The organism is Actinoplanes subglobosus, assembly GCF_042650585.1.
GTDB classification, from domain to species: Bacteria; Actinomycetota; Actinomycetes; order Mycobacteriales; family Micromonosporaceae; genus Actinoplanes; species Actinoplanes subglobosus.
In genome coordinates this window covers 1-18,120 of sequence record NZ_JBHSBL010000027.1, presented here as the reverse complement: position 1 = coordinate 18,120, position 18,120 = coordinate 1, and the positions used below count along the sequence as shown (strand labels likewise).

13 protein-coding genes are annotated in these 18,120 nt (G+C 71.5%); 6 read left to right on the top strand and 7 right to left on the bottom strand.

The genetic code is table 11. The features are described from left to right. Positions 1-3: 3 nt before the first annotated feature. Positions 4-1,305, bottom strand: coding sequence for a jacalin-like lectin (locus tag ACFO0C_RS39845; protein WP_378071998.1), 1,302 nt, complete (start codon positions 1,303-1,305; stop codon positions 4-6). A 178-nt stretch (positions 1,306-1,483) separates the two neighbouring features. Between ACFO0C_RS39845 and ACFO0C_RS39840 the strand changes: the two genes are divergently transcribed. After that, entirely contained in the window at positions 1,484-3,334 is a 1,851-nt protein-coding gene (locus tag ACFO0C_RS39840) for a phosphatase PAP2 family protein (protein WP_378071997.1), read from the top strand. A 160-nt stretch (positions 3,335-3,494) separates the two neighbouring features. On the opposite strand, the gene ACFO0C_RS39835 is transcribed toward ACFO0C_RS39840, so the two are convergent. Further along, positions 3,495-4,235, bottom strand: coding sequence for a DeoR/GlpR family DNA-binding transcription regulator (locus ACFO0C_RS39835; RefSeq protein ID WP_378071996.1), 741 nt, complete (start codon positions 4,233-4,235; stop codon positions 3,495-3,497). A gap of 59 nt (positions 4,236-4,294) precedes the next feature. Here ACFO0C_RS39835 and ACFO0C_RS39830 point away from each other — a divergent pair, with 59 nt between their 5' ends. Together ACFO0C_RS39830 and ACFO0C_RS39825 are read left to right on the top strand one after the other, a co-directional pair. Then, the gene (locus ACFO0C_RS39830) at positions 4,295-4,960 is read left to right on the top strand and encodes an NUDIX domain-containing protein (RefSeq protein ID WP_378071995.1); all 666 of its coding nucleotides are present in this window, start codon (positions 4,295-4,297) and stop codon (positions 4,958-4,960) included. A gap of 31 nt (positions 4,961-4,991) precedes the next feature. Next, positions 4,992-6,368 (top strand): alpha/beta hydrolase family protein, encoded by a 1,377-nt coding sequence (locus ACFO0C_RS39825; RefSeq protein WP_378071994.1) that lies wholly within the window; start codon positions 4,992-4,994, stop codon positions 6,366-6,368. On the opposite strand, the gene ACFO0C_RS39820 is transcribed toward ACFO0C_RS39825, so the two are convergent. Genes ACFO0C_RS39820 through ACFO0C_RS39810 form a run of 3 tightly spaced genes read right to left on the bottom strand, consistent with a single transcriptional unit; the run spans position 6,301 to position 9,364 of the window. After that, positions 6,301-7,827 carry a tripartite tricarboxylate transporter permease gene (locus tag ACFO0C_RS39820; protein ID WP_378071993.1) on the bottom strand — a complete coding sequence of 509 codons (1,527 nt, stop codon included), beginning with the start codon at positions 7,825-7,827 and terminating at the stop codon, positions 6,301-6,303. The two genes, ACFO0C_RS39825 and ACFO0C_RS39820, sit on opposite strands and share 68 nt — an antisense overlap. After that, positions 7,824-8,366 carry a tripartite tricarboxylate transporter TctB family protein gene (locus ACFO0C_RS39815; RefSeq protein WP_378071992.1) on the bottom strand — a complete coding sequence of 181 codons (543 nt, stop codon included), beginning with the start codon at positions 8,364-8,366 and terminating at the stop codon, positions 7,824-7,826. The genes ACFO0C_RS39820 and ACFO0C_RS39815 overlap by 4 nt, the downstream gene beginning before the upstream one ends. Further along, entirely contained in the window at positions 8,363-9,364 is a 1,002-nt protein-coding gene (locus ACFO0C_RS39810; RefSeq protein WP_378071991.1) for a Bug family tripartite tricarboxylate transporter substrate binding protein, read from the bottom strand. The genes ACFO0C_RS39815 and ACFO0C_RS39810 overlap by 4 nt, the downstream gene beginning before the upstream one ends. 106 nt (positions 9,365-9,470) lie before the next feature. On the opposite strand from ACFO0C_RS39810, the gene ACFO0C_RS39805 reads away from it, so the two are divergent. Beyond that, the gene (locus ACFO0C_RS39805) at positions 9,471-11,174 is read left to right on the top strand and encodes a sensor histidine kinase (protein WP_378071990.1); all 1,704 of its coding nucleotides are present in this window, start codon (positions 9,471-9,473) and stop codon (positions 11,172-11,174) included. Further along, positions 11,171-11,845 (top strand): response regulator, encoded by a 675-nt coding sequence (locus ACFO0C_RS39800; protein WP_378071989.1) that lies wholly within the window; start codon positions 11,171-11,173, stop codon positions 11,843-11,845. Before ACFO0C_RS39805 ends, ACFO0C_RS39800 begins: the two co-directional genes overlap by 4 nt. A 15-nt stretch (positions 11,846-11,860) precedes the next feature. Here ACFO0C_RS39800 and ACFO0C_RS39795 read toward each other — a convergent pair whose 3' ends face one another. Beyond that, positions 11,861-12,775, bottom strand: a complete 915-nt coding sequence (locus ACFO0C_RS39795) for a LysR family transcriptional regulator (RefSeq protein WP_378071988.1) — start codon at positions 12,773-12,775, stop codon at positions 11,861-11,863. 423 nt (positions 12,776-13,198) lie between these two features. Here ACFO0C_RS39795 and ACFO0C_RS39790 point away from each other — a divergent pair, with 423 nt between their 5' ends. Beyond that, a complete protein-coding gene (locus ACFO0C_RS39790; RefSeq protein ID WP_378071987.1) occupies positions 13,199-16,231 on the top strand; it encodes a bifunctional proline dehydrogenase/L-glutamate gamma-semialdehyde dehydrogenase in 3,033 nt (1,010 codons plus the stop codon). A 305-nt stretch (positions 16,232-16,536) separates the two neighbouring features. On the opposite strand, the gene uppS is transcribed toward ACFO0C_RS39790, so the two are convergent. Then, entirely contained in the window at positions 16,537-17,343 is an 807-nt protein-coding gene (gene uppS, locus ACFO0C_RS39785; protein WP_378071986.1) for a polyprenyl diphosphate synthase, read from the bottom strand. Positions 17,344-18,120 lie beyond the last annotated feature (777 nt).

The following is an 18,120-nucleotide window of genomic DNA, read 5'->3' as shown; positions in this document are numbered from 1 at the left end:
GAGTCAGCGACGGCTGTAGATGAGGCCCAGTTTGTCCACGGCGGTCCCGGAACGTCCGTGGAAACCGGCGAGCTGGAAGCCGCTCGGCGCGGTCCGGGTCACACAGTCCGACGTGGTGGTACCGCCGGCGATGCTGTTGCCCAGGTTGGTGGTGAACTTCGCGTAGAAGATCCGGGTACGCCCGCTGTACTGGGCCCGGCACAGGTAGACGCTCGTCACGTACTCCGACGAGCCGAGGGTCAGCGACTGCGCGGTGCCGCCGGTGCCGCCGTGGGCCAGGGCGCCGATACTGACCTGGTCGACCCGCGAGCCGGCCCGCAGCCCGACGGTCGCCGGCCGGGCGACCACCGAGTCGATGTCGTTGTAGTGGTCGCCGTGCGGGCCGCCGAACTGCTCACTGAACTCGAACGCGGTGTTCGTCGACCAGGTGAACGCGGTGCTGATCGGGAAGTGGTCGGAGAGCATCTTCCCGTCGCTGGTCCGGAATCCGGCGTCCTCGTTGTGGTAGCCGGTCGCGTTCAGCGTCACGAACCGGCTGCTCCGGTAGAGGATCTTGTCGACGACCTCACAGGTGTCGGTCACCGCGGCCGCGTCACAGACCAGCGCGTCCGAGCCGGCCGCCGGCGGGGTGCCGCCGCGCTCCAGCTTCACCCAGGCGTCGGTCAGGCCGTTCGCCGACACGAACGTCCGGATCGTGTCCGCCGTACGCGTGTATCGGGTGTTGGTGTCGCCCATGACGACGATCGCGTTGCCGGCCGAGTGGGTGGCGATGAACGCCGTCAGCTGGTTGAGGTTGTCGGCCCGCGACTCCTGGTCGCCGGTGCTGGTGCCGGCGTTGGTGTGCAGGTTGTAGAAGTCGACGTAGGCACCCTCGGCGAGCCGGTGCCGGGCGAAGGTGAAGCCCTTGGGAGTCAGGCAGTCACCCGAGTCCAGCTGGCAGGAGTCCCAGTCACCGCGCTCGAAGTCGTCGGTGTCGTAGGCGTACTTCGACAGGCTGTTCAGCCCGGAGCCGATGCCCGCGCCACCGCTGGTCGGGGTGCGGTAGGCGTGCGAGGTGTCGGCGGCGTACAGGTAGGCGTGGTAGTTGAAGTCCTCCTGCACGTGCACGATGTCGTAGGGGGTCAGGCGCTGGCCGATCGCGGTGTGCGCGGTCTGCCGGTCGACCTCGGCGCTGGAGATGATGTCCGGCAGGCCGGCGACGTTGTAGGTGAGGACGGAGAACGATCCGCTGGCGGCATGGGCGGGGGCCGGTGCCAGCAGGAGCGGGCTCACGAGGGCGGCGAGCGCCACGAGAGAGCGTTTCATCGGGGGAACCTTCCGGCGGACGGAGGGAACGGTTACCGGAGAGTAGCCATCGATCGACGCCGACCGAAAGCTCCTTCGGGTTTTGTTCACGTTCACAACAGCGCGCGTTCCGTTTTAGGTCGCTTGATCCACCAAGGCTTAACGGCGATCTTGCCCCTTGCTTTCCTGTGGAGCCCTCGTGAACGTCAGCCGCCGCACTCTTCTCCTCGCTGGCGCCGCCGGAACCGCCGGCCTGGTCACTGGACCTGCCGCTCCCGGCGGTCCGGCTGCCGCGGCGGCGGCAGCAGTCGCCGCCCCCTTCGTCGACTCCTACAAGACCAACACCACGGCGAACCTGACCGCCGAGACCAACGCCGCCGTCCGCATCCTCTCCGGCTTCCAGAAGGTGTGGAGCACCGGCACCGCCTGGAACACCGGCACCGTCCTCGACGAGGCGTTCCTGCGCGCCAACGTCCGCTACGTCGTCAGCACCACACGCCGGCGCACCGCCGCCGAGGCCGCCCGGTCGTTCGTCGTGGACCGCCAGCACCAGAGCTACTCGGTGATCGCCGGCCTCGGCCCGCTCGCCGACGCCTACAAGGCCGGCGCGCAGGCCGTCACCGGCATCACCACGGCCCCGGAGACCACCCCGGCGACCACGGTCAGTGACGCCGTCCCGGCCGGCTCGCCCGCCGGTTCGACGTTGGGCGCCGGCAACCCGGCCTCCGCCCTCGGCAAGGTCGTCACGCTGGTCAACACGGTCCGCGGCAACTGGTCCTCGGGCAATCCGAGCAAGTTCGCCTTCCAGTACCCGCGCCCGTGGCGGATGACCGAGGACAGCCTGGTCGTCGACACCGGCACGGTCGACGAGTTCGGCTACCCGGTCTACGACTCCGACGTCGTCGTCACCCCGCAGCTGCTCCGGCAGCGCAGCACCAACCCGGCCGAGGACGGCGGCTACGTCAGCGGCCACACCAACGCCCTGTACATGGCCGCGCTGGCCTTCGCGTACGCCGTCCCGGAGCGGTTCCAGGAGATGGTCACGGCCGCCTACGACCTGGCGCACACCCGGATCGTCACCGGCATGCACTCCCCCGCCGACGTGATCGGCGGCCGGGTCCTCGGCACCGCGCTCACCGCCGCCATCCTCGGCGACCCGGCGAACGCGGCCCTCAAGGCCGAGGCCCGCGCCCAGGCCCTCGCCTTCTTCCAGGCGCGATTCGGTCCGGACGTCACCGCCGCGGCGCGGTCCGGCGAGGAGCGGGACTCCAACGCCGCGATCGTCAAACCCAAGCAGACGTACGGGCTCCCCGCGCGCCGGTCGAACCTGAGGTTCGAGGTCCCCACCGGGGCGGAGGTACTGCTGGAGACGCGTCTGCCGTACCTGGACGCCGCCCAGCGCCGTGAGGTGCTGCGGACCACGGGCCTGGCCGCCGGCAACCCTATCCTCGACGGCCCCGAGCAGTGGGGCCGGATCAACCTGTTCGCGGCCGCCGACGGTTACGGCGCCTTCGACGCGACGGTCGCCGTCACCCTCGACGCGGCCGCCGGTGGGTTCGCCGCCGCCGACACGTGGCGCAACGATATCGACGGCTGCGGCGGCCTGGTCAAGCTGGGCACCGGAACGCTCACGCTGGCCGGCGACAACGGCTACCGGGGTGGCACCACCGTCGCACAGGGCACGCTGGTCGCCGCGGACAGGAAGGCCCTCGGCGACGGCGACGTGACGCTCTCCGGCGGAACCCTGCGCCTGACCGCCCCGAAGGTGCACGTCAGCGGTTCGGCCCGGCTGTCCTCGGGCACCCTGTCGGTGACGGTCCGCCCGCACGGCGCGGCCCCGCTGACCGTCGGCGACGACGTCGTGATCGGCGCGAACACGGTCCTGGAGGTGTCGGTCCCGCAGGCCGACAAGTACGACTCCCCGGTCCCGGTCCTCAAGGCCCGCCGGGTCCGCGGCCAGTTCGCCCGGGTCGTCGTGACCACCCCGGGTTACCGGGCCACCCTGGTCCAGCAGGGCGACGCGATCGCCCTGCGCCTCCGCAAGGCCTGACCCCCACCGCCCGGGTTCACTCACCGCGCCCGGGTTCACTGACCGCACCCGGGTCAATTCACCGCACCCGGGTTCACTCACCGCGCCGCGCCCGCCACCGCGCCCCGCCCGCCACCGCGCCCCGCCCGCCACCGCGCCCCGCTCCCAGCCCCGCTCCCGTTCAGGCGGGGTGCAGCGGAATGCCCCGGAGGGCCGGGTGTGCGGGTGGGGCGTCGGTGATCACGGCGGTCACCGCGGCGGACGGGAGGACCAGGAACGGCGAGGCCGCGCCGATCTTCTCGGTGCTGGCCAGCACGTAGGTCTCGGCGGCCCGGGCGGCGAGTGCGCGTTTCATCGCGGCCTCGTCCGGGTCGCCGGTGGTCAGGCCGGCCTCGTGGTGGACACCGGTCACGCCGAGCAGGAACAGATCCGCGGTGACCCCCTGCGCGGCCTCGGCCGCCGCCGCCCCGCACGTCACCGCCGAATGCTTGAACAACCGGCCACCCAGCACGAACACGTCGACCGCCGGATGCCCGACGAGTGCCGCCGCGACGGTCGGACTGTGCGTGACGATCGTGGCCCGCAGGTCGCGGGGCAGCGCGGCGGTGACGGCGAGAGCCGTGGTGCCGCCGTCGAGCAGGACCGTCTGCCCGGGCCGGATCAGCGCGGCGGCCGCGGCGGCGACCCGCTCCTTGCTCGACGTGGCGACGCCGGCCCGGGTCGCGTAGTCGGCGACCGCCGGCGAGACCGGCAGCGCTCCCCCGTAGACCCGCTGGCACAGCCCGGCCGCGGCCATCTCCCGCAGGTCGCGGCGGATGCTGTCCTCGGCGACGCCCAGCTCGAACGCGATGTCCTTGGCCACGACCTTGCCCTCGGCGGCGAGCCGGGCGAGCAGCAGATCACGGCGCTCGGCGGCAAGCATTCCGTGTTTCTCCTCATTGTTGTCGACTGTTGCGCGTTTCCGAGTGTAGATTCCCGGTCGTGAACACACCAGGGATAGACGTGCCGGACGCCCGGGGTCGCACCGGGCTCGACCGGGTGGGTCACGACCTGACCGGCAACCCGTCGGTGGTGGTGCGTGACGTGGAGCTGCTCGCGGCCGCCTGGCACGTGCTGCGGCGGACGACGTACGACTTCCGGCGCCGGGACGGCAGCTGGACCACCGAGCAGCGGGAGACCTACGACCGGGGTGACGGCGCGACCGTGCTGCTCTTCGACCCGCACCGCCGGACCGTGCTGCTGACCAGGCAGTTCCGCTTCCCGGTGTATGTGAACGGCCACCCCGACGGCATGTTCCTGGAGACCGCGGCGGGCCTGCTCGACGGCGACGACCCGGCCGCCGCCATCCGGCGGGAGGCGGCCGAGGAGCTGGGCGTCACGGTCGGCGAGCTGATCCCGGTGTTCCAGCCGTGGACCAGCCCGGGTTCGGTGACCGAGCGGCTGCACTGTTTCGCCGCGCCGTACTCGGTGGAGTCCCGCACCGGCGCGGGCGGCGGGCTGGCCGACGAGGGCGAGGACATCGAGGCGGTGGAGCTGCCGTTCGACAAGGCGCTCGCGATGGTCGACTCCGGGGAGATCGCCGACGCCAAGACGATCATGCTGCTGCAGTGGGCGGCTCTGAAGGGGGTCCTTGACAGGGATCGATGACCACCATTAAGTGTTACCGGGAGGTAACGCCATGGTCCGCCGTGCCGCGCTCGTCGCCGCTCTCGTCGCCGGGTTCCTGACCGGTTCACCCGCCACCGCTGCCCCGCCGTCGTGCTCGGCGCCGGTGCCGAGCGATACGAGACCCGGCTATCTGGTCGCCGATCCGGACTGTGAGCTCGACGGTTCCGCCTTCACCGCGCTGCCGGGCGCGACCGTGCACACCGGGATCCGGGCGGGTGCGGCGTACCGGATCGAGGTTCCGAAGAGGTGGAACGGGCGGCTCGTCGTCTACGCGCACGGCTACCGCGGGACCGGCACGACCGTCTACGTGAGCAACCCGGAGCTGCGGCAGCACTACCTGGACGAGGGCTACGCGTGGGCGGCGTCGAGCTACGCGACGAACGGCTACGACGTCGGCCAGGGCGTCCGCGACACGTACGCGCTGACCGGCCTGTTCCGGCAGGTCACCGGCCGGACGGCGCGGAAGGTGTTCATCTCCGGCGCGTCGATGGGCGGGCACGTCACGGCGGTCGCGATCGAGGAGTACCCGCGGACGTTCGCCGGCGCGATGCCGTACTGCGGGGTCCTCGGTGACGCCGAGCTGTTCGACTGGTTCCTGGACGCGAACGTGTCGGCGGCCGCGCTGGCCGGTGTCGGCATCGAGTTCCCGTTGCAGCCGGACGCCGCCTACCCGCTCCGGTTCGCCGGCCAGGTCGCCCGGATCAAGGCCGCGCTCACCGGCACCGAGGCCGGGAGGACCTGGTCGGACGTGCTGGAGCGGCGCAGCGGTGGCGAGCGTCCCGGATTCCCGGCGGCGTTCGCCTACTGGAACGCGGCGAGCCAGGGCGGGCTGCCCTTCCTGTTCAGCCTCTACCCCGGCTTGAGCGGCGGGACCGCCGGGATCGCGCCCGGCAACCTCACCGACAACCGCCGCACCGTCTACCGGTCGACCGACGGCTGGTGGCCGACGGCCGCGGAGCGCGCGCTCAACGAATCGGTCCTGCGGGTCCGGCGCACCGCCACCGCCGACCCACACCTTGCCGGCGTCCCCCGCGTCGACGGGCGGCCGAGCGTTCCGGTGCTGTCGCTGCACGGTGTCGGCGACCTGTTCGTGCCGTTCTCGATGGAGCAGGAGTACGCCCGCCGCGCCGCCGCCAACGGGCGCTCCCGCCTGTTCGTCTCCCGGGCGATCCGCACCGCCGCCCACTGCGGGTTCACGTCTGCCGAGCTCAGCCGTGCCTTCGACGAGCTAATCGCCTGGACCGACCGGGGCCTTCGCCCCGCGGGCGACGCGATCCTCGACCGGCGCAAGGTGGCCTCAGCGACATTCGGTTGCCGTTTCACGGTTGGGGTACGGCCGGAGTACGCTCCGGACTCCTGCGGGCGCGGGCCGGCAGGAACCGCCTGATCAACGGCCACGCCAGGATGACCGCGACGACGGCGTAGACGAGGTAGGACACCGCCCCGCCGAGCAGTCCGGACAGGTCGCCCCCGGAGAGCTGCAGCGCCATCCGGCCCTGCCGTTCGGCCATCGGCCCGAGGATCACGCCGACGATCAGCGGGAGCACCGGCAACCCGAAACGGCGCATCGCGAACCCGAGCAGCCCGAGAGTGAGCAGCAGGAACAGGTCGAACGGCTGGGCGTTGACGGCGTAGGCGCCCATCGAGGCGAAGAAGACGATCCCGGCGTACAGATAGGGTCTCGGGATCCGCAGCAGGCGGGCCCACGCCGGCGCCAGCGGCAGGTTGAGCAGCAGCAGCATCAGGTTGCCGACGAAGAGGCTGGCGATCAGTGTCCACACCAGTGTCGACTCGCGTTCCAGCAGCAGCGGCCCGGGCTGGATGCCGTAGGTCTGGAACGCCGCGAGCATGACGGCGGCCGTCGCGTTGGTGGGCAGGCCGAGTGCCAGCATCGGCACGAGCGTCCCGGCAGCCGACGCGTTGTTGGCGGCCTCCGGCCCGGCCACGCCCTCGATGGCGCCCTTCCCGAACTCCTCCGGGCGGCGGCTGAGCCGTTTCTCCAGTGCGTAGGAGAGGAACGTGGGAAGTTCGGCGCCGCCGGCCGGCATCACCCCGAACGGGAAGCCGAGGCCGGTGCCGCGCAGCCACGGCTTCCACGAGCGGCGCCAGTCGTCGCGGCCCAGCCACGGCTGACCGACCGGGATCACCTCGGCCGGGCGTCGACGCAGGTGGGCGGCGACCCACAGGGTCTCACCGACGGCGAAGATGCCGACCGCGACGACGATCACGTCGATGCCGTCGGCGAGTTGCGGGATGTCCATGGTGAGCCGCGGCTGACCGGTCACCCGGTCGATGCCGACCAGGCCGATGACCAGGCCGAGGAGCAGGGCGGAGAACCCGCGGACCCGGGAGGTGCCGAGGACGGCGCTGACCGCGATGAACCCGAGGATCATGATGGCCAGGTAGTCGGGGGCGCCCAGGTCGATCGCGAACGCCACCATCACCGGGGTGATCAGGACCAGCAGCAGGGTGCCGATCAGGCCGGCGACGAACGAGCCGATCGCGGCCGTGGCCAGGGCCTGCGCGGCCCGGCCGGACCGGGCCATCCTGTTGCCCTCGATGGCGGTGACCACCGACGACGACTCGCCGGGGGTGTTGAGCAGGATCGACGTGGTGGAGCCGCCGTACATGCCGCCGTAGAAGATGCCGGCGAACATGATGAACGCCTGCGTCGGCTCCAGCCCGTAGGTGAGCGGCAGCAGCAGGGCCACGGTCATCGCCGCGCCGATGCCGGGCAGCACCCCGACCGCGGTGCCGACGGTGACGCCGATCAGCGCGACCAGCAGGTTCATCGGTGTGAGGACGTGCCCGAAGCCGTCCAGCAGCTGGGTCAGGTCGTTGATCACAGGATTCCCTGAAGTATTCCGGCGGGCAGGTTCACACCGAGACCGATCGCGAACCCGTAGAAGGTGGCCAGGGCCAGGGCGATCGCGACCACGGCGGTGAGCAGGTGCCGGCGGGCGCCCAGCGCGAACGCTGTCGACCAGAACAGCACGCTGCCGCTGATCACCCAGCCGAGCGGTTCGATCAGGACGGCGTTGACCGCGAACGCGATGGCCACCAGCACGACCGTGCGCCAGTCGATCGGCGACGTGGGGTCGACGTCCTCGCCGCCCTCCGGCTCGCCCCGGCCGCCCCGGTGCACGTCCCGGGCGTAGACGGCCGCGGCGATCAGCAGGAGCGCGCCGAGCAGCAGTGGCACCGGGCGCGGGCCGATCGGGTCGTTGCTGCTGGTGGCGCTGCCGGTGCGGAGGGCGTCGACGATGACGAGGACGCCGGCCAGGGCCAGGAAGGCGCACATGCCGTACTGCGCGCGATCCCGGCCCCGGCCGCCCACCGGAGGAGGGGCCTCCGTCTCCGGTGAGTCGAGGGGCCCGTGGCTCATGCCAGACCGAGCCCGGTCAGGATGTCGGCGACCGCCTTGTCCTGCTCGGTGAGGAAGGTGGCGAACTGGTCGCCGGTCACGAACGCGTCGGTCCAGCCGTGTTTGGTGAGCTCGGCCCGCCACGCCTCGGTGCCGTGCATGCGGGTCAGCGCGTCGATCCAGGTCTGCCTGTCGGTGTCGGTGATGCCGGGCGGCGCGACGATGCCCCGCCAGTTGGTGAAGATCAGGTCGATGCCGGACTCCTTCAGGGTCGGCACCTCGGCGACGGCGTCGATGCGCTTGTCGCTGGTGACCGCGAGGACCCGGACCTGACCGGCCTCGACCTGGTCGAGGAACTCGCCGACACCGCTGGCGCCGAACGCGACCTTGCCGCCGAGGACGGCCGGGAGCAGCTCGCCGCCACCGTCGTAGGAGACGTAGCTGACCTGCCGGGCATCGATGCCGACGGCCTGGGCGAGCTGCATCGGCAGCAGGTGGTCGGGGCCGCCGGGCGACGATCCGCCACCGACCGCGATCTTCCCGGGGTCCGCCTTCCACGCGGTGACCAGGTCGGTGATGGTCCGATAGGGCGAGTCCCTGCCCACCACGATGGCGCCGGGCTCCTCGATCACCTTGGCCAGCGGGGTGGTCTCGGTGAGCTTCGCCGGGGACTTCTGCGTGTAGGAGGCTCCGACCACGCCGAGCCCCATCTGCATGGCGAGTTTGCCGTTGCCCTTCTCGTTGACGGTCCGCTGCAGGCCGACCGTGCCGCCGGCGCCGGACAGGTTGAAGACCTCGACCCCGGAGGCGATCCCGTCGTCCTCCATGATCTTGGCGATGCTGCGGGCGGTGGTGTCGTACCCGCCGCCCGGGCTGTTCGGCACCATCAGGCGAAGCCCGGCGACCGGACCGCCGTCCGCGCCGTCGCCGCCCTTGTCCGCGGTCGCGCCGCAACCGCCGGCCGCCGCCAGAGTCACGGCGGCCGCCACGCCCAGGAACGCCCTGGCCACAGATTTCATCGCGGTTTCTCTTTCGTTTCGTCGATGTCCGGCGCGATGATGGTGGCCCTTCGGCGGCCGCCCGGTCTGCGTTGTGACTACAACGGAGGTTGAGTTAATTGTGGTCATGACGTTCCGCCGGACGACCCTCGCCGGCCAGCTCCTCGCCCTGCAGGTGACGATCATCCTGGTCGTGCTGGTGGCGGTGGCGGCGCTGACGCTGGCCCAGTCGGCGGCCGCGTTCAGCAGCGTCGAGGGCCGGCGCGTGGCCGCGCTCGCCGAGCAACTGGCCGACAGTCCGCTGGTCCGTGACCGGCTGCCCCGGCCGGCGCCCGGCGAGACGCTGGCGCCCCTGGTGCAGGCGTTCCGCACCCAGTCGGACATCACGTCGGTGACCATCGCCGACGCCCGCGGCATGGTGGTCAGCTCGACCGACCCGATCCTGGTCCGCACCCTGCTGCCGCTCGGCGACCCGGGGGTGGCCGAGGGCCGCGGCTGGTCCGGTGAGCTGGTCGTCGACGGGTCGCGGGAGCTGGTGGCGCAGGTGCCGGTGCTGAGCGCCGAACCGGGCACCCTCGGGCAGCGGCTCGGCACCGTGATGATCGGCGAACGGTCGCCGACGATCTGGCAGCGGGCCCGCGACGGTGCCGGCAACCTCGCCATCTTCCTGGGCATCGCCAGTCTCGTCGGGATCGCCGGGTCCTGGCTGGAGGCCCGGCGGATCAAGCACCAGACGTTGGGGCTGGAGCCGCGGGAGATCGCCGGGCTCGCCGAGTACCGGGAGGCGATGCTCTACGGGATCGCCGAGGGGGTGGTCGCACTCGACCCGCAGCACCGGATCACGATGGTCAACGCGGTCGGCCGGGCCCTGCTCGACCTGCCCGAGGACTGCGCCGGGCGGAGTCTCGCCGAGCTGGGCATCGACGGGCGGTTGCACGACGTGCTGAGCGGCAGCGAGCTGGGCGAACGCGACGAGGTGGTGGTCCGCGGCGGCCGGGTGCTGGTGATGAACCGGATGGCGGTCGCCAAGGACGGGCGGCGGCTCGGGTCGGTCACCACGCTGCGGGACCGGACCGAGCTGGCGCGGCTGGAGCGCGAGATGGGATCGTTCCGGAGTTCGGCCGAGGTGCTGCGGGCGCAGGCGCACGAGTTCGCCAACCAGCTGCACACCATCTCCGGGCTGATCCAGATCCGGGACTACGACGAGGTGGTGCGGTACGTGAACGCGCTGGCCCGGCACCGTGAGTCGCTCGACCTCACGCTGACCAGCCGGATACACGACACGGCGGTGGCGGCACTGCTGATGGCGAAGTCGGCACAGGCCGCCGAGCGCCGGGTACGCCTGCGCATCTCGGAGGGCACCCATCTGGGCCGGCTGCCCGCGGACCGATCGGCGGACGTGGCCACGGTCGTCGGCAACCTGGTCGACAACGCGGTCGACGCGGCCGCCGCCGGCCCGCCTCCCGCTGCCGGCCGCCCCTCCTCCGCCGCCCACCCGTCCTCCGCCGCCCACCCCTCCTCCGCCGCCCACCCCTCCTCCGCCGGCGATCTCGAGCCGGAGGCGTGGGTGGAGGTCGAGTTGCGGCAGGATTCGACGGCGGTGGAGATCGTGGTCCGGGACTCCGGGCCGGGGGTGGCGCCGGAGCTGGCGCAGGAGGTGTTCTCGCACGGGTTCACCACGAAGGCGGCGCAGGGTGGCGAGCGCGGCATCGGGCTGGCGCTGACCAGGCTGATCTGCAAGCGGCACGGCGGCGAGGTGGCCGTCACGAACACTCCGGACGGCGCGATGTTCACCGCGCGGCTGACCGTCCCGGAGAGGATGACGACATGATCGGCGTCCTGGTCGTCGACGACGACTTCATGGTGTCGCGGATCCATCGCGGTTTCGTCGAGCAGGTGCCTGGCTTCCGGGTGGTCGGCACAGCGCACACCGGGCAGGAGGCGATCGACGCCGCGGCCGCGCTCACCCCCGACCTGATGCTGCTCGACCTCTACCTGCCGGACATGTTCGGGCTCGACGTGGTGGTGCGGTTGCGGGCGGCCGGGCACGACTGCGACGTCATGGTGATCACGGCGGCGAAGGAGGCCGACGCGGTCCGCGCGGCGGTCCGGCACGGGGTGGTGAACTACCTGCTCAAGCCGTTCGGGGTGGACGATCTGCGGCAGCGGCTGGAGCAGTACGCCCGGCGCCGTTCCGGACTCGACGGGGTGCTGGTGCGCGACCAGGCCGACGTGGACCGGGCACTCGCCCGGGCCGGCGCCGCACCGGCCGCCGGCCTACCCAAAGGGCTCAGCCCCGAAACGGCGCGGCTCGTGGAGCAGGCGCTGCGGTCGGCGGCGGAGACCCTGTCGGCGGCCGAGTGCGCCGACCGGATCGGGATCTCCCGGGTCAGCGCCCGGCGTTACCTGGAGCACCTGCGCGACAGCGGCCGGGCCGAGGTGCGGCTGCGCTACGCGGTCCCCGGCCGGCCGGAGCACCGGTACCGATGGGTCAGCGGCTGACGAGGCCTCTTGCGTTCAGGCGGGGCGGGTGGCCGTACCGGAAGAGGCCTTTTGTTCGAGGATGTCGCGGAAGGCGCGGGCGGCGGGTGAGGCCGCGCCCGCGGTGCGCTGGGCGGTGAAGATCGTGCGGCGCGGGGAACCGGTGAGTTGCAGGAGCCTCGCGGATGTTTCGCGGCCGGCCCAGATCAGGTCGGGGATGAGGGCGACGGCGTTGCCGGACTCGACGAGTCGCATGTGGGCCTGGAGGTCGGCCGTCTCGTAGCGGACGTCGGGTTCGAAGCCGGCGACGCGGCAGACCTGCTCGGCGAAGTGGCGGGACGCGGCGCCGCGTGGCTCCATCACCCACGGCATGTGGCGGGCACTGTCGAGGGAGTCGACCGGGTGCAGTGACTCCGTCTCCGACGGGAGCGCCAGGCGGATCGCGTCGGTGGTGAGGTCGCGCCGGTCGAGGCCGGGATGGTGTGGCGCGGCGTGCGCCGGGTACTGCTCGGCGATGACCATGTCGAAGTCGCGGGCCCACGTCTCGCGCAGCGCCTCCTCGGGTTCGCGCTGGACCATCTCGACACGGACGTCGGGGTGACGCTGAGCCATCGCACGGAGGGTGGTGGGCATGAAGGCGAGCGCCGCGGACTGGAAGACGGCGACCCGGACCCGGCCGGTGACCCGGGTCGCGGCGGCCTGCAGACGGGTCTCGGCACGCTCCAGGGTGTCCAGGACCTCGCCCACCGACTCGACCAGGACCTCGGCCTGCGGGGTGAGCTGGACCCGGCGGCCGGCCTTGCGCAGCAGCTGGGTGCCGGTCTCCTTCTCCAGCTGGCTGAGCTGCTGGCTGACCGCCGACGGGGTGAAGTTGAGGGCCTCGGCGACCGCGGCGATCGTGCCCCGGACGGCGAGTTCGCGGAGCAGGATCAGACGGCGGATCTCCAGCATCCCGTCACGTTAGCTGAACTTAACTACACCACTAACAAAGCATCGCTTTTCCTTACCTGATTCGGGACGCAGACTGTTGCGCATTACGGAAGGAGCATCCCGATGTCTGAGATCGCCGAAGAGACGATCGCCCTTGTCCGGCGCTGGCTGCGCGAGGCGGCGTCGATCCCGGTCGGCGGTTCAGCCGCGCAGCTCGCCGGTGTTCTTCGCGATCCGAACGGGCTCGCGTTCACCGTGGGCTTCGTGGACGGGGTGATCCGGCCGGAGGACGTCCGGGTCAGCGCACGCACTTTGTCAGACTTGTCCCAGAATATCCCGTCATTTCTTCCGCGGCATCTGCGTCTCGCTGTCCGCGCGGGCGGCGCGCTTGCGCCCCTCATGCCGGGCATTGTCGTTCCTGTCGCTCGGCGCGCACTGCGTCACATGGTGGGACATCTGATCGTCGACGCGACCGACGCTCGCCTCGGCAAGGCGATCAAGCGGATCCGAAAGCGAAATGTCCGACTTAACGTAAATCTCCTCGGCGAAGCGGTCCTCGGCAAGAACGAGGCGACCCACCGCCTGAAGAGCACCGAGAAACTCCTCGCCCGCCCGGACGTCGACTACGTCTCGATCAAGGTCTCCTCCGCCGTCGCCCCGCACAACCCATGGGCGTTCGACGAAGCCGTCGAGGAGATCGCCGGCAAACTCCTGCCGCTGTTCACGCTGGCCGCCGCCGAGCGCAAGTTCGTGAACCTCGACATGGAGGAGTACAAGGACCTCGACCTCACGATCGCGGTCTTCACCAGGCTCCTCGACCGCCCCGAACTGCTCGGCCTCGAAGCCGGCATCGTGCTCCAGGCCTACCTGCCGGACGCGCTCAGCGCCATGATGCGCCTCCAGGTGTGGTCGGCGTCCCGGCGCGAGCGCGGCGGCGCCGGCATCAAGGTCCGCCTGGTCAAGGGGGCCAACCTGCCGATGGAACGGGTCGAGGCCGAGCTGCACGGCTGGCCGGTCGCCACCTGCGACAGCAAGCAGGCCACCGACACCAACTACAAGCGGGTCCTCGACTACGCGCTGCACCCGGACCGGATCCGTAACGTGCGTCTCGGCGTGGCCGGGCACAACCTGTTCGACGTCGCCTACGCCTGGGTTCTGGCCGGTGAACGCGACGTCCGCGACGGCATCGAGTTCGAGATGCTGCTCGGCATGGCCGAGGGCCAGGCCGAGGCGGTCCGGCGCGAGGTCGGCGGTCTGTTGCTCTACACGCCGGTGGTACGCCCGGAGCAGTTCGACGTGGCGATCGCCTACCTGATCCGCCGTCTCGAAGAGGGCGCGAGCTCCGACAACTTCATGTCGGCGGTGTTCGAACTGCACAGTGACTCGGCTCTGTTCGAGCGGGAGAAGGACCGTTTCCTCGCCTCGCTGGCCGACCTGGACTCCGAGGTCCCGCAGCCGCACCGGGTGGCCGATCGCTTCGCCGCCGTCCCGCGGTCGACTCCCGGCTCATTCGTCAGCACCCCCGACACCGACCCGGCCGTCGCCGCCAACCGCACCCGGGTCCGCGAGGTCCTGGCCCGGGTCGAGTCGTCCACGCTCGGTGCCGACGTGCCGCGGATCAGCGACCGCGAGCACCTGGACGAGGCCCTGGAGAAGGCGGCCGCCGCGAATTGGGGCGCCGCCGACCGCCGGGCCGTGCTGCACGCCGTCGGTGACGCGCTGGAGGAGCACCGGTACACGCTGCTCGAGGTGATGGCCGCCGAAGCCGGCAAGACGATCGACCAGGCCGACCCCGAGGTGTCCGAGGCGATCGACTTCGCCCACTACTACGCCGAGCTGGCTGGTGCTCTGCTCGAAACCGACGGCGCCGTCCCGGTTCCGGCCCGGCTCACCCTGGTCACGCCGCCGTGGAACTTCCCGGTCGCCATCCCCGCCGGATCGGTGCTGGCCGCCCTCGCCGCCGGATCCTCGGTCGTGCTCAAGCCGGCCGGGCCCACCGAACGCTGCGGAACCGTGCTGGCCGGCATCCTCCGCGACGCCCTCTCCGCCGCCGGAGCCGACCCGAACCTGGTCACCCTGCTCCAGGTCGACGAGGGCACCCTCGGCCGGGAGCTGATCGCGCACCCGCTCGTCGACCGGGTCATCCTGACCGGCGCCTACGAGACCGCCGAACTGTTCCGGTCGTTCCGCCAGGACCTGCCGCTGCTCGCCGAGACCAGCGGCAAGAACGCCGTCATCGTCACCCCCAGCGCCGACCTCGACCTGGCCGTCAAGGACGTGGTGTCGTCGGCGTTCGGGCACGCCGGCCAGAAGTGCTCGGCGGCGTCGCTGGTCGTGCTGGTCGGCAGTGTCGCCCGGTCACAGCGGTTCCGCACCCAGCTGCTGGACGCGGTGTCGTCGCTCGAAGTGGGATATCCGGCGGACGCGCGTACCAAGATGGGCCCGCTCGTCGAACCGGCCGCCGGGAAACTCCTCGACGGGCTGACCACGCTCGGCGCCGGTGAGACGTGGCTCGTCGAACCCCGCAAACTCGATGACTCGGGCAAACTGTGGAGCCCCGGCGTGCGGGACGGGGTGGCCCGCGGGTCGGCCTACCACCGCACCGAGTACTTCGGCCCGATCCTCGGCATCATGACCGCCGACACCCTCGACGCGGCCATCGACATCGTGAACGAGGTCGACTACGGCCTGACCTCGGGCCTGCACTCGCTCGACGAGGACGAGATCCGGACCTGGCTCGACCGGATCCAGGCCGGCAACCTGTACGTCAACCGCGGCATCACCGGCGCGATCGTGCAGCGGCAGCCGTTCGGCGGATGGAAGCGCTCGGCGGTCGGGCCCGGCACGAAGGCCGGCGGCCCCAACTACCTGGTCGGCCTCACCGGCTGGGCGTCCCGGCCGGCGACCTCCGGCGCCGAGATCACCCACCCCGGGGTACGGGCACTGCTCGCCTCCTCGTCGACGGTGCTCGACGCCGCCGGACGTGCCTCGGTGGAACGTGCCGCCCGCAGTGACGCCGCGTTCGATTTCAGCACGCCGTCGGACGTCACCGGGCTAGCCGTGGAACGCAACGTCCTCCGCTACCTGCCGGTTCCGGTCACCGTCCGGCTCGCTACCGACGGCTCGGTCACCGACCTGGTCCGGGTCCTCGCGGCCGGCGTGCTCACCGGCTCCGACCTGCGGGTCTCCAGCGCGGTCCCGCTGCCCGAGGCGCTGGCCGCCCGCTGCCCCGGCCTCACCGTCGAGGACGACGCGACGTTCGCGGCCGGCCTCACCGCGGGCCGGGTCCGCCTGATCGGCGGCGACGCACCCGCACTGGCCGCCGCCACCGGCGGACGCCCTGACCTGGCGGTCTGGTCGGGACCAGTCACCGAGGCCGGACGCGTCGAGCTGCTGCCGTTCCTGCACGAACAGGCGATCAGCATCACCGCCCACCGATTCGGCAACCCGCTCCCCCTGGCGGCCGCGGTCCTTTAAACCCTCCTTCCCGGTACGCCCTCCTTCCCGGTACGCCCTCCTTCCCGGTACGCCCTCCTTCCCGGTACGCCCTCCTTCCCGGTACGCCCTCCGAGCGCTCCCCGCCCGGAGGGCGTTCCCACACCGCCCGCCGCCTGCTCCGCCTGACCGACGCCCCGCAAGCTCACCCGACCGCCAGCCGTCGCCCACAACGCCCTCGCCACCCGAAACACACCAGACCGACGGCCGACGAACCCACCCGACCGCCAGCCGTCGCCCACAACGCCCTCGCCACCCGAAAGACACCTGACCGACGGCAGCCGTGGTCAGGCGCCGAAGCGACGGTTGCGGGCCGCGTAGGAACGCAGCGCCCGGAGGAAGTCGACCTTGCGGAAGCCGGGCCAGTAGACGTCGCAGAAGTGCAGCTCCGAGTAGGCGGCCTGCCACAACAGGAACCCGGACGTCCGCCGTTCCCCGCTGGTGCGGATGACCAGGTCCGGGTCGGGCTGACCGCCGGTGTACAGGTGGGCGGCGATCCGCTCGGCGGTGAGCCGCTGCGCGATGTCGGCGGCGCTGTACCCGGCACTCGCCTCCTCGTCGAGCAGAGAACGGATGGCGGTGACGATCTCCTCTCGCCCGTCGTAGCCGATGGCGATGTTCAGGTGGAAGCCACCGTCCCCGGTGGACTCCGCGAGCACCCCCGGAGCGTCCCGGGTGGAGTCCGCGGCCAGCTTCAGGGCGTCGCGGGTGGAATCCGGAAGCACTTCGAGACGACCGGCCAGATGGAGCCGCCACACGCTGGACGGCCGGGACAGCCGCTCGGCCACCACCTCCTCGATCATCCGCATCAGGTTGCCGACCTCACCGGCATCGCGTTTGCGCACGTTGTCGACCGACGCGACGAAGACCGTGACGTGCCGAATCCCCATCTCCACGCACCAGCCGAGCACCTCGTCCAGGTGCTCGGCGCCGTACCGGTGCCCGACGCGCGCGTCCTCGAACCCCATCTGCCGGGCCCACCGCCGGTTGCCGTCCATCACCATCGCCAGATGGCGCGGCAGGTTCGCCCCGTCGAGGCGCTTCCGGAGCCGCCGCGCGTAGCCCGTGTACACCAACTTCTGCAAGGCAGTCATGCCGGACACCGAACCACCCCGCGCCCCGGCCACTTCCCCGAAACCGCACCCTTCACCGAATCCGCACGGATCGCACACACCACCGCCACACCCCACCCGAGTGGGATCGAGGGGTCAGGCCCGCAAACGATCCGCCCGTCGGGTTGCCCGTGGATCGGCTGCTGGGGCTACCGGTCCACTGCCGGCTCTACCGGTTCATTGCCGGCTCTACCGATCCACTGCCGGCTCTACCGGTTCATTGCCGGCTCTACCGATCCACTGCCGGCCGCCATGGCCGACTGCGCCTTGCGCCGCGACCGCACCGTGAGCGCCGTGGGAGCCAGCAGCGTCGGTCAACGCACCCAATCCGCGACCGTGGGCTCCCATCGCCGCTATAGCAGCGCTCAGCGATCCCCATCAAGGGATTGGGTGCGTTCATCCTCCCGGTAACGCGTGAGGACGACGGTGAGATCACACGGTCGCGTTGCGGGTGCTCCCGTCGTCGTTGCGGATGGAGCAGAACCGTTCCACGATTCGACCAAAACCGACAAAAAATAAAGAAAGGACAGGAACGGGAGGCCGTGGACGGGATGGCCAGCCGAAACGTTGAACGGGCAACCGGCGCCGGAACGCGGAACGGGCAGGCAAGGCCGGCAAGGCGGGCGAGTAAGACGGGGCGGAGGGACGACGGGCGAGCGGGGGCGGAGGGGGCGAGGTGCGGGCGGCGCGGAGGGCGACGAGCGGGCAGCGCGGAGGGCGACGTGCCGGCAGCGCGGAGGGCGACGTGCCGGCAGCGCG